General features: G+C 74.7%; 13 protein-coding genes. 11 read left to right on the top strand and 2 right to left on the bottom strand.

Translation table 11 applies throughout. The features are described 5' to 3' along the window. The first annotated feature begins 9 nt into the window (after positions 1–9). The 6 genes from D0Z06_RS23320 to D0Z06_RS23295 all read left to right on the top strand — a co-directional run bounded on the left by D0Z06_RS23320 (position 10) and on the right by D0Z06_RS23295 (position 8,315). Positions 10–3,882, top strand: coding sequence for a multifunctional oxoglutarate decarboxylase/oxoglutarate dehydrogenase thiamine pyrophosphate-binding subunit/dihydrolipoyllysine-residue succinyltransferase subunit (locus D0Z06_RS23320; RefSeq protein WP_117379942.1), 3,873 nt, complete (start codon positions 10–12; stop codon positions 3,880–3,882). Between the two features lie 12 nt (positions 3,883–3,894). Then, the gene (locus tag D0Z06_RS23315) at positions 3,895–4,074 is read left to right on the top strand and encodes a DUF6104 family protein (RefSeq protein ID WP_117379941.1); all 180 of its coding nucleotides are present in this window, start codon (positions 3,895–3,897) and stop codon (positions 4,072–4,074) included. A 122-nt stretch (positions 4,075–4,196) separates the two neighbouring features. Continuing rightward, positions 4,197–4,910 (top strand): metal-dependent hydrolase, encoded by a 714-nt coding sequence (locus D0Z06_RS23310; RefSeq protein ID WP_117379940.1) that lies wholly within the window; start codon positions 4,197–4,199, stop codon positions 4,908–4,910. A 28-nt stretch (positions 4,911–4,938) separates the two neighbouring features. Then, complete coding sequence (locus D0Z06_RS23305; protein WP_117379939.1) at positions 4,939–6,273, top strand: MFS transporter; 1,335 nt, start codon at positions 4,939–4,941, stop codon at positions 6,271–6,273. After that, complete coding sequence (locus tag D0Z06_RS23300) at positions 6,270–7,721, top strand: pyridoxal phosphate-dependent decarboxylase family protein (RefSeq protein WP_117379938.1); 1,452 nt, start codon at positions 6,270–6,272, stop codon at positions 7,719–7,721. Before D0Z06_RS23305 ends, D0Z06_RS23300 begins: the two co-directional genes overlap by 4 nt. 75 nt (positions 7,722–7,796) lie before the next feature. Continuing rightward, complete coding sequence (locus tag D0Z06_RS23295; RefSeq protein ID WP_117379937.1) at positions 7,797–8,315, top strand: SRPBCC family protein; 519 nt, start codon at positions 7,797–7,799, stop codon at positions 8,313–8,315. Here the strand turns inward: D0Z06_RS23295 and D0Z06_RS23290 are convergent. Both D0Z06_RS23290 and D0Z06_RS23285 read right to left on the bottom strand, forming a co-directional pair. Further along, on the bottom strand, positions 8,305–9,495 hold the full coding sequence (locus D0Z06_RS23290; protein WP_117379936.1) for an NAD(P)-dependent malic enzyme: 1,191 nt from the start codon (positions 9,493–9,495) through the stop codon (positions 8,305–8,307). The genes D0Z06_RS23295 and D0Z06_RS23290 overlap by 11 nt on opposite strands. Before the next feature lie 97 nt (positions 9,496–9,592). Further along, entirely contained in the window at positions 9,593–9,964 is a 372-nt protein-coding gene (locus D0Z06_RS23285; RefSeq protein WP_233517914.1) for a S26 family signal peptidase, read from the bottom strand. Between the two features lie 50 nt (positions 9,965–10,014). Between D0Z06_RS23285 and sodN the strand changes: the two genes are divergently transcribed. From sodN to D0Z06_RS23260, 5 genes are all read left to right on the top strand, one after another. Next, complete coding sequence (gene sodN / locus D0Z06_RS23280; RefSeq protein WP_117379934.1) at positions 10,015–10,416, top strand: superoxide dismutase, Ni; 402 nt, start codon at positions 10,015–10,017, stop codon at positions 10,414–10,416. Positions 10,417–10,538: 122 nt separating this feature from the next. Beyond that, on the top strand, positions 10,539–11,228 hold the full coding sequence (locus tag D0Z06_RS23275) for a phosphatidylserine decarboxylase (RefSeq protein WP_117379933.1): 690 nt from the start codon (positions 10,539–10,541) through the stop codon (positions 11,226–11,228). Positions 11,229–11,237: 9 nt separating this feature from the next. Further along, complete coding sequence (gene pssA / locus D0Z06_RS23270; RefSeq protein ID WP_117379932.1) at positions 11,238–12,065, top strand: CDP-diacylglycerol--serine O-phosphatidyltransferase; 828 nt, start codon at positions 11,238–11,240, stop codon at positions 12,063–12,065. Then, a complete protein-coding gene (locus D0Z06_RS23265; RefSeq protein WP_117379931.1) occupies positions 12,062–12,589 on the top strand; it encodes a GNAT family N-acetyltransferase in 528 nt (175 codons plus the stop codon). Before pssA ends, D0Z06_RS23265 begins: the two co-directional genes overlap by 4 nt. Continuing rightward, positions 12,586–13,368 (top strand): HAD-IIA family hydrolase, encoded by a 783-nt coding sequence (locus D0Z06_RS23260; RefSeq protein ID WP_117379930.1) that lies wholly within the window; start codon positions 12,586–12,588, stop codon positions 13,366–13,368. Before D0Z06_RS23265 ends, D0Z06_RS23260 begins: the two co-directional genes overlap by 4 nt. The last annotated feature ends 255 nt before the right edge of the window (positions 13,369–13,623 follow it).

The following is a 13,623-nucleotide window of genomic DNA, read 5'->3' as shown; positions in this document are numbered from 1 at the left end:
CTCGACCCCGTGTCAAGCTCCAGCTCACCCCGGCCGTCCACCACATCCTCGTCGTCCGCGGTGGCGGGCTTCGGCACCAACGAGTGGCTGGTCGAGGAGATGTACCAGCAGTACCAGGCCGACCCGTCCAGCGTGGACCAGGCCTGGCACGAGTTCTTCGCCGACTACCGCCCGGGCAGCCCGGTGGGCGCCACCGACGACCGCCAGCGCCAGGGCGCTCGGCAGGAGGCGCCGGCCGGCCCCCGGCAGGGGCAGCGCCCGCAGCCGGCGGGGCAGGCCGACCAGGCCCGGCAGCCCGCCGCCGGGCCCGCCGCAGCGAAGCCCGCGGCCGCGAAGCCGGCCACCGAGGCCGCCGACGGCGGACCCGCCCCCGCGAAGCCCGCCGCAGCGAAGCCCGCGGCCGCGAAGCCGGCCACCGAGGCCGCCGACGGCGGACCCGCCCCCGCGAAGCCCGCCGCAGCGAAGCCCGCGGCCGGGAAGCCGGCCGCCGCCAGGCCGGCCGCCTCCACCGACGACGACGAGGGCCCGAAGCGGACCCCGCTGCGCGGGGCGGCGGCCAGCGTCGTCAAGAACATGAACGCCTCGTTGACCGTCCCGACGGCGACCAGCGTGCGCGCGGTGCCGGCCAAGCTGCTGGCCGACAACCGCATCGTCATCAACAACCACCTCGCCCGCGCGCGGGGCGGGAAGGTCTCGTTCACCCACCTGATCGGCTACGCGCTGGTCCGGGCCCTCGACGACTTCCCGAACATAAACAACGCCTACGCCGAGGTCGACGGGAAGCCGACCCTCGTGCAGCCGGAGCACGTCAACTTCGGGCTGGCCATCGACCTGCCCAAGGCCGACGGCTCCCGGTCGCTCGTCGTCGCCTCCATCAAGGCGGCCGAGCGGATGGACTTCGCCCAGTTCTGGGCGGCCTACGAGGACATCATCCGGCGCGCCCGCAACAACAAGCTCACCCTCGAGGACTTCTCCGGCACCACGATCAGCCTCACCAACCCCGGGACGATCGGGACCAACCACTCGGTGCCGCGGCTCACCGCCGGCCAGGGCGCGATCATCGGCGTCGGGGCCATGGAGTACCCCGCCGAGTTCCAGGGGATGAGCCCGCAGGCGCTCACCGACATGGCGGTCAGCAAGATCATCACGCTGACCTCGACCTACGACCACCGGATCATCCAGGGCGCCGAGTCCGGCGACTTCCTCCGCCGGCTGCACCAGCTGCTGCTGGGCCAGGACGGCTTCTACGACGAGGTCTTCCGCTCGCTGCGCATCCCCTACGAGCCGGTGCGCTGGATGCCGGACGTGCGGGTCAGCCGCGAGGGCGAGATCGACAAGGAAGCCCGGGTCATCGAGGTCATCGAGGCCTACCGGCGCAACGGCCACCTGATGGCCGACACCGACCCGCTGGAGTTCAAGGTCCGCAGCCACCCGGACCTCGACATCCTCCAGCACGGCCTCACGCTGTGGGACCTCGACCGCGAGTTCCCCGTCGGCGGGTTCGCCGGCGAGCGGCTCATGGCCCTGCGCGACCTGCTCGGCGTCCTGCGCAACTCCTACTGCCGCACCGTCGGCGTGGAGTACATGCACATCACCGACCCCGAGGAGCGCGAGTGGCTCCAGCAGCGGGTCGAGCTCAAGCACGAGCAGCCCGACCGGGAGAAGCAGAAGCACGTCCTCGGCCGGCTCAACGCCGCGGAGGCCTTCGAGACGTTCCTGCAGACCAAGTACGTCGGGCAGAAGCGGTTCAGCCTCGAGGGCGGCGAGTCGGTGATCCCGCTGCTCGACGAGGTGCTGGTCGCCGGCACCGAGTACGGCCTGGACGAGGTGGCGATCGGGATGGCCCACCGCGGCCGGCTCAACGTCCTCGCCAACGTCCTCGGCAAGAGCTACGCCAAGATCTTCGGCGAGTTCGAGGGGAACATCGACCCGGGCACGGTGCAGGGCTCCGGTGACGTCAAGTACCACCTCGGCGCCGAGGGCACCTTCCAGAACCCGTTCGACCAGGGCCGGTCCATCGCGGTCTCCCTGGCCAGCAACCCCTCCCACCTGGAGACGGTCAACCCGGTGCTCGAGGGCATCGCGCGGGCCAAGCAGGACATGATCGACAAGGGCGAGAGCGGCTTCACCGTCCTCCCGGTCCTGCTGCACGGCGACTCCGCGTTCGCCGGGCAGGGCGTGGTCGCCGAGACGCTCAACCTCTCCCAGCTGCGCGGCTACCGCACCGGCGGCACGGTGCACGTCGTCATCAACAACCAGGTCGGGTTCACCACCTCGCCGGCCGCCGCCCGGTCGAGCCTCTACTCGACCGACGTGGCGCGGATGATCGGCGCGCCGGTCTTCCACGTGAACGGCGACGACCCCGAGGCCTGCGTCCGGGTGGCCCGGCTGGCGGTCGACTACCGGCAGGAGTTCCGCAAGGACGTCGTCATCGACCTGGTCTGCTACCGCCGGCGCGGGCACAACGAGGGCGACGACCCGTCGATGACCCAGCCGCTGATGTACGACATCATCGACCGCAAGCGCTCGGTCCGGAAGCTCTACACCGAGGCGCTCATCGGCCGGGGTGACATCACCCTGGCCGAGGCCGAGGAGGCGCTCAAGGACTACCGCGGCCAGCTGGAGCGGGCCTTTGCCGAGACCCACGACTCGACGGAGACCCCGCAGCCCGAGCCGGCCATGGACCAGCCCGCCGTCGAGGAGCCGGTCGCCACCGCGATCAGCACCGAGGTGCTCAAGGCCGTCGGCGACGCGCACGTCTCGCTGCCCGAGGACTTCACCGTCCACCCGAAGCTCAAGCGGTTGCTCGAGCGGCGCGCCGCGATGGTCAGCGAGGGCGGCGTCGACTGGGCGATGGGCGAGCTGCTGGCCTTCGGGTCGCTGCTCATGCAGGGCGTCCCCGTGCGCCTGGCCGGGCAGGACTCCCGGCGCGGCACGTTCGTGCAGCGGCACTCGGTGCTCATCGACCGGGAGACCGGCCGCGAGTACACCCCGCTGGGGCACCTGTCCGAGGACCAGGCGAAGTTCTTCGTCTACGACTCGCTGCTCTCCGAGTACGCGGCCCTGGGCTTCGAGTACGGCTACTCGGTGGCCAACCCGAAGGCGCTGGTGCTCTGGGAGGCCCAGTTCGGCGACTTCGTCGACGGGGCGCAGATGGTCATCGACGAGTTCATCAGCTCGGGCGAGGCGAAGTGGGGGCAGCGCTCCGGGGTCGTGCTCCTGCTGCCCCACGGCCTCGAGGGCCAGGGGCCGGACCACTCCAGCGGGCGGATCGAGCGCTTCCTGCAGCTGTGCGCCGAGAACAACATGACGGTCGCCAACTGCTCGACGCCGGGCAACTACTTCCACCTGCTGCGCCGCCAGGGGCTGTCCTCGGTGCACCGGCCGCTGGTGGTGTTCACGCCCAAGTCCCTGCTGCGCGCCAAGGCGGCGGTCAGCCCGGTCGCGGACTTCACCGACGAGTCCTTCCGGCCGGTCCTGCCCGACCCGGGCGTGGGCGGGGAGCCGCTCGACGACGCCGCCGTCCGCAGGGTGCTGCTCTGCAGCGGCAAGGTCGCCTACGACCTGTTCGCCCAGCGCGAGGCCGACGGCACCGCCGACACCGCGGTGGTCCGGGTGGAGCAGCTCTACCCGCTGCCGGCCGAGCAGGTCGTCGCCGCGCTCGAGCGCTACCCGAACGCCTCCGACGTGGTCTGGGTGCAGGAGGAGCCGGCGAACATGGGCGCCTGGCAGTTCATGGCGGTCAACCTGCCCGAGCACCTGCCGTCCGGGCGGCGCCTGCGCCGGGTCAGCCGGAAGGCCTCGGCCAGCCCGGCCGTCGGCTCGGCCAAGGTGCACGACGTCGAGCAGAAGCGGCTGGTCGCCGAGGCCTTCTCCGGCTGAGGGGCGCGAGTCGTGTACTTCACCGACCGGGGCCTGGAGGAGCTGGCCGACCGGCGGGGCGAGGAGCAGGTGACCCTCGCCTGGCTGGCCGACCAGATGCAGGCGTTCGTCGACCAGCACCCGGACTTCGAGGTGCCGGTCGAGCGGCTGGCCACCTGGCTGGCCCGCGGCGGCACGGACGACGACGACTGAGAAAGGACCCCGTCCTCCCCACCCCTCGCACGCTCGGGGTGGGCCCCGGGACGGGGCCGGCGGCGACACGCCCGGACGGCGGGGTCCCGCACGTCCGCCCAGGCCGGCGAGACCCTCTGTGCGTGCTCGGTCACTCGCACGCGCTCTCCGGGCTCGCCGCCGGCGCCGCGACGCTGCCGTGGGCGCCCGTGCAGGGGCCCGTGGCCCAGGCCGCCTGGGTCGCCGCCGCCGGCGGGATGGCGATGCTCCCGGACCTCGACCACTCCGGTTCCACCGTGTCGGACATGTGGGGCCCGGTCACCGACGTCCCGTCCGGGGCGATCGGCCGGCTCGCGCAGGGGCACCGCTGGGGCACCCACGACGCCCTGCTGGCGCCGCTGGCCTTCGGCGCGTTCGCCCTGGCCGCGGCCGACGCCTACTGGTCGAGCCTGCTGCTCCTGGCGCTGGCCATCGGGCTGGCGCTGCGCGCGCTGCACTTCGTGATCCCTGGCCGGGCGGAGAACACCGTCGTCGGCAACCTGGTGCTCTCCTGGGGCGGGGCCTGGCTGCTCCTCGACCACATGCCGCCACCGGCCTGGCTGCCCTGGGCGGTCGCGCTCGGGGTGCTCACCCACATCGCCGGTGACGCCATCACCACCCAGGGCGTGCCGGTGCCGGTGGTGTGGCTGGTCAAGCGCTGCCGCCTCGCGCTGACCCCGCTGAAGACGGGGACGACACTGGAGAAGGCGGTGCTGGCGCCGGCGTTCGTGCTCGCCACGGTGTGGTTCGTCTACGCCAACACCGGCCTGCAGGACGCCGTCGCCCCGTGGGTCCAGGAGCTGCGCTCCCTCGGCTGAGCAGGGCAGGGGCGCTAGGTTGCGCCGGGTGACCGCCGTCCCGCCGGTACCGGCCCGCCCGCGCCTCGGCCGCGGGACGCACGTCGGCTACGCCCTCGGGTCCATCGGGACGGCGGCTTTCGGGACGGTGCCCGGCCTGCTGCTGCTGTACTACCTGACCGACGTGCTCGGCGTCGCCGCGGCCGTGGCCGGCCTGGTCGTGCTCGCCCCGAAGGCCTGGGACGTGCTGCTCAACCCCTGGGTGGGCGCCCGGTCCGACCGCACCGGCAGCCCCTGGGGGCCGCGCCGGCCGTGGATGCTGGCCGGCGGGCTCGCCCTGCCCCCGCTGTTCGTCCTCGTCTTCGCCGGCCCCGGCGCGCCACCCGCGGCGGCCGGGACGTGGGTGGCCGTCACCTTCCTCCTGGCGGCCACCGCCTACGCCTGCTTCCAGGTGCCCTACGTGGCCCAGCCGGCCGAGATCACCGACGACCCCGCCGAGCGGGCCACCCTCATGTCCTGGCGGGTCGCCGCCCTGGCCGTGGGCATCCTGCTCGCCGGGGCGGGCGCGCCGGCGGTCGTGGACCTGGCCGGTGGCGGGCGGGCCGGGTACCTCGCGATGGCCGTGTTCGTGGCGGTGCTGCTGGCCGGCGGGATGCTCGGCGCGGTCGCCGGCACCCGCTCGGCCCCCACCCTCACCCGGGTGCGCAGCGAGGGCCGGCTGGTCACGACCCTGCGGCTGGCCTGGCGGTCGCGGCCGTTCCGGGTGCTGCTCACCGGCTTCGTGGTCCAGGCGCTGGGCATCGGCGTGATGCTCGCCGGGGTCCCCTACTACTCGCGCCAGGTGCTCGGCGACCCGGCCGCGGGGTCGCTGCTGTTCGCCGCGCTGGTCGCGCCCGCCGTCCTCGTGATGCCGCTGTGGCTGCGGGTCAGCCGGACCCTGGGCAAGCGGGCGGGGCTGCTGCTCTCCTCGGGGCTGTTCGCCGTGGCGGCGGCGCTGCTGGTCGCGGTCCCGGACGGCGGCACCGCGGCGGCTTTCCCGCTCGTGGTCCTGGTGGGGACCGGGTACGCCGGCATGCAGATGTTCCCGCTGGCGATGCTCCCTGACGTCATCGCCGCGGACGAGGTCGCCTCCGGGCACCGGCGCGCGGGGGTCTTCACCGGCGTCTGGACGGCGGCGGAGACGCTGGGTCTGGCCGTCGGACCCGGCCTGCTGGGCGGGCTGCTGGCGCTGGCCGGGTACGTGTCGTCCACCGGCGACGAGGTGGTCGCCCAGCCGGGCTCGGCGCTGCTGGCCGTCCGGCTGGGCTTCACCGTCGTCCCGGCCCTGCTCGTGCTCGCCAGCATCCCCGTGCTCGCCCGCTACCGCCTCGAGGAGGCCCCGTGACACCCGAGGACGTCCTGGCCGAGCTCACCGGGCTGCAGGCCGGTGACGTGCCGACCCACGGCGGGGCCACCATGGCCTACGTCTACGACTCCGGGCTGGCCGGTCTCGACGACCTCGCCGCCGCCGCGCAGGCGGCCTACCAGTGGACCAACGCCCTCGACCCGACCGCCTTCCCGAGCGTCGCCCGGATCGAGGGCGACCTGGTGGCCGCCGGGCTGGGGCTGCTCGGCGGCGGGCCGGGCGCGGTCGGCACCGTGACCAGCGGCGGGACCGAGAGCTGCCTGCTGGCGGTGCTGGCCGCCCGGGAGCGCTGGCGGGCGCACGGCCGGCCCGGGCGCCCGCGGCTGCTGCTGCCGGTCTCGGCGCACGCCGCCTTCCGCAAGGCCGCCCACCTGTTCGACCTCGAGCCGGTGGACGTCCCGGTCGACCCCGCGGGCCGCGCCGATCCGGCCGCGGTGCGGGCCGCGCTCGACGAGCGGGCGGCGCTGGTCGTGGGGAGCGCGCCGTCCTACCCGCACGGGGTCCTGGACCCGGTGACGGAGATCGCCGGAGCGGCCGCCGCCGCGGGCGTCCCGTGCCACGTGGACGCCTGCATCGGCGGGTGGGTGCTGCCCTTCCTCGACGACGTCCCGGAGCCCTTCGACCTCGCCGTCCCCGGGGTGACCTCCCTGTCGGTCGACCTGCACAAGTACGGCTACGCCCCCAAGGGCGTCTCGATGCTGCTGACGAACGACCCGGAGTTCCGCCAGGGGCACTGGTTCGCCACCGCCGGCTGGCCCGGGTACCCGGTGGTCAACCCGACCCTGGCCGGTACCCGGCCGGCCGGCCCGATGGCCGCGGCGTGGGCGGTGCACCGGGCGCTCGGCACCGACGGCTACCGGGAGCTGGCCCGCACCGCGCGCGCCGCGACCGTGGCCCTGGCCGAGGGCGCCGCCGCGGTGCCGGGCCTGCGGGTGGTCGGGCGGCCGGTGGGCACCCTGGTGGCCCTGGCCCAGGACGGTCCCGACGGGGTGGACGTCCTGCACCTCGCCGACGAGATGACCGCCCGGGGGTGGTTGCTGCAGCCGCAGCCCCCGTTCGCCCAGCCCGGGGGCGCCGACCTGCCGGGCACGCTGCACCTGACGGTGACCGCGGCGACGGCGCCGCGGGTGCCGGCGCTGCTGGCCGACCTGGCGGCGGCGGCCCGTGCCGCCGCGGCCCTCCCCCCGCCGGTACCCGACCCCGGCCTCGTGGCGGCGGCCGCGACGCTCGACCCGGCCACGCTGACGGTGGCCGAGGTCGACGGGCTGCTGGAGCTGGCCGGCGTCGGCGGCGGCCGGCTGCCCGCGCGGATGGCCCCGGTGCACGCGCTGGTGGCCGCGCTGCCCCGCCCGCTGGCCGAGCGGCTCCTGGCCGGCGTGCTGGACCTGGTCCACCGGCCGTCGGTCACCTCCGTCCGCGCGGGCTGAGGACCCTGGACGGCGGGGCCCGGCCGCGGGACCCTGGCCGGTACCACGGGGGTCCTCCGGCGCAGGGAGGCCACCGTGCGGCTCCGCTTCGGCTTCGACACCGCGGCGACGCCCGAGCAGGTGCTCGACGCCTTCACCGACACCACCGACCGCCGTCCGGAGATCTGGCGCTCGACCCTCGACCCGGCGAAGTACGAGGTCCGCGAGCGCGGGGACACCTGGGCGGTCGTGCGCGAGGGCAGCGCCGGCACGCGGATCTGGGTGCTGCTCCGCTACGACTGGGGCGAGCCCGGGGTCGTCCGGTGGGAGCTCGTGGACAGCGACCACTGCGACACCGGCCGCGGCGAGGTCCGCGCCACCCCCCGGGCCGAGGGGGGCAGCCGCGTCGACGCCGTCATCGACCACCGGCACCCGCGCGGCCTGCGCGGGCGGGCCATCCTGCTCGTCCAGCGGCTGATCGGCCCGATCGCGTTCGCGCGGATGTGGCGCCGGACGCTCGACCGGCTCGCGGCCGCCCCCGGGACGAGCGGGGCGGAACCGTCGGGGCAGCCCCCGCCCCGGGCCCGGGCCCGGGAGGGAGGGCCTACCGGGTGATGCCGCCCTCCCGGGCGCAGGCGGCGACCGCCTCGGCGACCGCGGTGGCCACGCGCCGGTCGAGCGGGCTCGGGACCACGTGGTCGGCGCGCAGCTCGTCGCCCACCACCTCGGCGATCGCGGTGGCCGCCGCCAGCTTCATCTCCTCGGTGATGCCCGTGGCCCCGGCGTCGATCGCGCCGCGGAACACCCCGGGGAAGGCCAGCACGTTGTTGATCTGGTTGGGCTCGCCGCTGCGGCCCGTGGCGACGACCGCCGCGTACCGGGCGGCCATCTCCGGGTCCACCTCCGGGATCGGGTTGGCCAGGGAGAACACGATGCAGCCGGGCGCCATGGCCGCGATCGCCGACTCCGGCACCGAGCCGCCCGACAGGCCCAGGTACACGTCGGCCCCGGCCAGGGCCTCGACCATCGTGCCGGTGTGGCCGGCGCGGTTGGTGTTCTCGGCGGCCCAGCGCTTGACCGGGGTGAGGTCCTCCCGGCCGGCGTGCAGGACCCCGCGGGAGTCGGCCACCGCGATGTCGCCGATGCCCGCCTCCAGCAGGATCCGCGTGCAGGCGATGCCCGCGGCCCCCGCACCGGCGACCACGACGCGCAGGTCGCCGAGCTCCCGCCCGACGACGCGCGCGGCGTTGCGCAGCGCGGCCAGGACGACGATCGCCGTCCCGTGCTGGTCGTCGTGCATGACGGGGATGTCCAGCCGGGCCCGCAGCCGGTCCTCGATCTCGAAGCAGCGCGGAGCGCTGATGTCCTCGAGGTTGATCCCGCCGAAGCTGGGCGCGATCGCGGCCACGGTCTCGACGATGGCGTCGACGTCGGTGGTGGACAGCACCACGGGGACGGCGGACAGCCCCCCAAACTCGCTGAACAGGCAGGCCTTGCCCTCCATGACCGGCAGGGACGCCGCCGGCCCGATGTCGCCGAGGCCGAGGACCGCGGTGCCGTCGGAGACCACGGCCACCACGCGCGGGGCCCAGGTGAAGCGCCGGGCGAGACCGGGGTCCCCGGCGATGGCGCTGGAGACCCGGGCCACGCCGGGCGTGTAGGTCAGGGCGAGGTCGGCGACCGTCTCGATCGGGCGGGTGGGGCGTACCGAGAGCTTGCCGCCCTCGTGCACCGCGAACGCCGGGTCGTCGGCGAAGCGGTCGGGGCCGATCGGCTGCGGCTGCGGGGCGCCCATGGACCTGGGAGCGTAGCCCTCTCCGGGACGCCGCCCGCCGGGCCCGGTCCCAGGCACCGGGAGCCGACGTCCGCAGCGTGGGACCGGCGGCCGGAGGTCAGGAGGCCGGGGAGGGCCGGCCCGGCCTCGGCCAGAGCCGCGCCACCACCCGGCCCACCACGACCGCCGGCCCGAACGCCCGGCTGTCGTCGGCGACCAGGGGGTTGTCGCCCTCGACCCAGTAGCCGCCGGCGACCGGGCGCCGCACCCGCTTGACCACGAGCAGGCCGGGTCGTGCGGGGAACCGGGCGAGGACGACGTCGCCGGTGCGCAGCCGGCCGCCCGGGCGGACCCGGCGCACCAGCAGGCGGTCGCCGTGCCGGACCGCGGGGCTCATCGACGGGCCGGTCACCCGGGCGACGACCCACGGCGTGACCAGCGGCGCGACCCCGTCGGGGGGCCCCTCCTCGGACATGTCGGGTGCGCTCACCGCGAGTAGGGTCGCAGACGACCGAACACTCGAGAACCGGAGGACACTCCATGCGATTCCGCATGTTCTCCGCCGTGGAGGCCACCGCGCACTGCGACCTCCCCTGCGGTGTGTACGACCCCGCCCAGGCCCGCATCGAGGCAGAGTCCGTCAAGGCCATCCAGGAGAAGTACCAGAGCAACGAGGACCCGGTCTTCCGGCAGCGCGCCGTCCTGATCAAGGAGCAGCGCGCGGACCTGGTCAAGCACCACCTGTGGGTGCTGTGGACCGACTACTTCAAGCCGCCGCACTTCGAGAAGTACCCGCAGCTGCACGAGCTGTTCAACAAGGCCACCAAGCAGGCCGGTGGCGGCGCGGCCAAGCAGAGCATGGACCCCGCCGAGGGCCAGAAGCTGCTCGACTACATCGCGGAGATCGACAAGATCTTCTGGGAGACGAAGGCCGCCGCCTGACCCCTCCCGCCCGGCGCACGAGGCGCGCGTCCCCGCTCCCGGGGGCGCGCGCCTCGTGCGTCCCGGCCCCTGCCGGTGACCGGTCGGCCGGGCCCTGCGCGTCCCGGTACCGTCTGACCACGATGCGCATCGACCCCGCCGGGTGGCCCTTCATCGCCGGGCCGCTGGCCCCAGCAGCCCTCCTCGCCGCCGCCGGCCGCGCGACCGGCCGGCGCGGCCCTCTCGTGGCCGCGGCGCCGTTCGGGCTGCTCACCGCTTACATGACGCTGTTCTTCCGGGACCCGGAGAGGCGCTGCGACCGCGGGCCGGTCGACCCCGACGACGTCCTCTCCCCCGCCGACGGCGTGGTGATGGTGGCCGGCGAGCCCCAGGAGGGCGTCGCCCCCGAGCCCGCGCCCGAGGGCGGCTGGCAGCAGGTCAGCGTCTTCCTCTCCGTCGTGGACGTGCACGTCAACCGCTCCCCGTACCACGGCGAGGTCGTCGAGAGCTCCTACCGGCCGGGCAGCTTCCTGGCCGCCTACCGGCGGGAGTCCGCGCACCGGAACGAGCGCAGCGAGCTGTGGCTGCGCGACTCCGACGGCCCCGCCGCCCGCACCGTGGTCTTCCGGCAGCTGGTCGGCGTGCTGGCCCGGCGCATCGTCACGCGCACCGGGGTGGGCCGGCACCTGGCCACCGGGGAGCGCATGGGGCTGATGAAGTTCGGCTCGCGGATGGACGTCTTCGTGCCCCGCGAGTGCACGGTCACGGTGCGGAAGGGCGAGCGCGTGCGCGGCGGCGAGACCGTCATCGCGCGCTTCCCCGCCGCCGGCTGAGGCGCCGCGATGCCCAGCTCCGCCTCCGGCGCGCGACCTCCGCAGACCCGGCGCACGGCCACCGTGGAGTTCGTCCGCGGCTCGGTCCGCGGCACCCGGCGCCGCGCGCTGGCCACCCTGCCCAGCCTGTTCACGCTGGCCAACATGATGTGCGGCTTCGCCGCGATCCTGGTCTCCATCCGCGGTCAGTACACCCTGGCCGCCGTCCTGGTCGGGCTGTCGGTCGTCTTCGACATCACCGACGGGGCCGTGGCCCGCCTGGTCGGCGCGGTCACGCCCTTCGGCCTGCAGTTCGACTCCCTCGCCGACCTGGTCTCCTTCGGGCTGGCCCCGGCGCTGCTGGCGTTCACGCTCTTCTCCGAGGGCCGCGACGAGTGGGACCCGCTCGGCTGGGTGGTGTGCTTCCTGTGGGTGGCGTGCGCCGCCATCCGGCTGGCGCGGTTCAACACCACGATCGACCCCACCGCGGACAAGCGGTACTTCACCGGCATGCCCAGCCCGGGAGCGGCCGGGGTGGTGCTGGCCTCGGTGTTCGCCTTCGGGGAGCAGATGCAGGGCCGCGACCGCCTGTGGGTGCTGCTCATCGTCGCCGTCCCGGCGCTGCTGATGGTGAGCACCGTGCGGTTCCGCTCGTTCCGGTCGCTGGTCAGCCCGAAGAGCGGCCGGCCGTACGGGTTGATCACCGCGGCGCTGGCCGTCCTGGTCGGCTTCGCCTCCGTGCCCGTGCTCACCGGCTGCCTGCTCGCCTACGGCTACCTGCTCGCGCCGGTGCTGGTGCCGGTGCTGTCCCCGCTGGGCCGGCTGGTGCCGGACCGTCTCAAGGAGCTGCTCACATGAGCGTCCGGCCGATCCGTCCCGACGACGTGCCCGCCGTGGTGGGCCTCGTGCGCGAGCTGGCCGAGTACGAGCGCGCCGCGCACGAGGTGCTGCTCACCGAGGAGCAGCTGACCGCCGCGCTGTTCGGGGAGTCCCCGAAGCTGTTCGGCCACGTGGCCGTGGCCGGGGCCGGTGCCGGGGCCGGGGCCGGTGCCGGGGCCGGGGACGGGGCCGGGGACGTCGTCGGCATGGCCCTGTGGTTCCTCAACTTCTCCACCTGGCGGGGCACCCACGGCATCTACCTCGAGGACCTCTACGTCCGCCCGGAGCACCGCGGCAGCGGCCTGGGCCGCGAGCTCCTGCGCACGCTGGCCGAGACCTGCGTCGAGCGCGGCTACAGCCGGCTGGAGTGGTGGGTGCTGGACTGGAACACCCCGTCGATCGACTTCTACAAGGCCGCTGGTGCCGTCCCGATGGACGAGTGGACCGTCTTCCGGCTCACCGACGGGGCGCTGGCCTCCTTCGCTGCGGACCGCCGGGCATGAGTGGCGCGCGGCGCCCGGCGGAGTGCTGGCTGACCGACATGGACGGCGTCCTGGTGCACGAGGGCCAGGCGCTGCCGGGCGCGGCGGACTTCCTGGCCCGGCTGGTGGAGGCCGGCCGCCGCTTCCTCGTGCTGACCAACAACTCGATCTTCACGCCGCGGGACCTCGCGGCCCGGCTGGCCCGCTCCGGCCTGCAGGTGCCCGAGCAGGCGATCTTCACCTCGGCGCTGGCGACGGCGGACTTCCTCTCCGCCCAGCTGCCCGGGGGCTCGGCCTACGTCATCGGCGAGGCCGGGCTGACCACGGCGCTCTACGAGGCCGGCTACACCCTCACCGACACCGACCCGGACTACGTCGTGCTCGGGGAGACCCGCACCTACTCGTTCGAGGCGATCACCCGGGCCATCCGGCTCATCGGCGACGGCGCGCGCTTCATCGCCACCAACCCCGACGTGACCGGGCCCTCGCCGGAGGGGCCGCTGCCGGCCACCGGCTCCGTCGCCGCGATGGTCACCAAGGCGACCGGCGCGGAGCCCTACTTCGTCGGCAAGCCCAACCCGATGATGTTCCGCAGCGCCATGAACCGGATCGAGGCCCACTCGGAGTCGACGGTCATGGTCGGCGACCGCATGGACACCGACGTGGTGGCGGGCATCGAGGCCGGTCTGGAGACCATCCTCGTCCTGACCGGTTCCACCCGGGCCTCCGACGTGGCGCGCTTCCCGTTCCGACCCAACCGCGTGCTGGAGTCCATCGCCGACGTCGTCGAGCTCGTCTGAGCCTCGATCCACCGTCGATCTTGGTGGACCCGGCCGGGCCGGGACCTGATTGTGGTTGTCTGATCTGGGCGTGGGTGGGCCGCCGGTCTGTCCGGCTCTTCCACGGTCGGTCTCCGATCGGGCCCGGCGGGCGGTGGTCGGCTCAGGCCGCTGCCGGTGGTCCGCAGGTGGTGGAGAACAGCTGGGACCAGGCGGTCTGCCACGGCCAGTCGCGGGGCAGGTGCAGCCGCAGCCGGCGGGCGGAGCGGGCGATCC

The sequence above is a fragment of the Geodermatophilus marinus genome, assembly GCF_003428645.1.
In the GTDB taxonomy this organism is placed as follows: Bacteria; Actinomycetota; Actinomycetes; order Mycobacteriales; family Geodermatophilaceae; genus Geodermatophilus.
The sequence above is the reverse complement of the archived record's forward strand: the minus strand, read 5'-3'. Positions and strand labels throughout refer to the sequence as shown.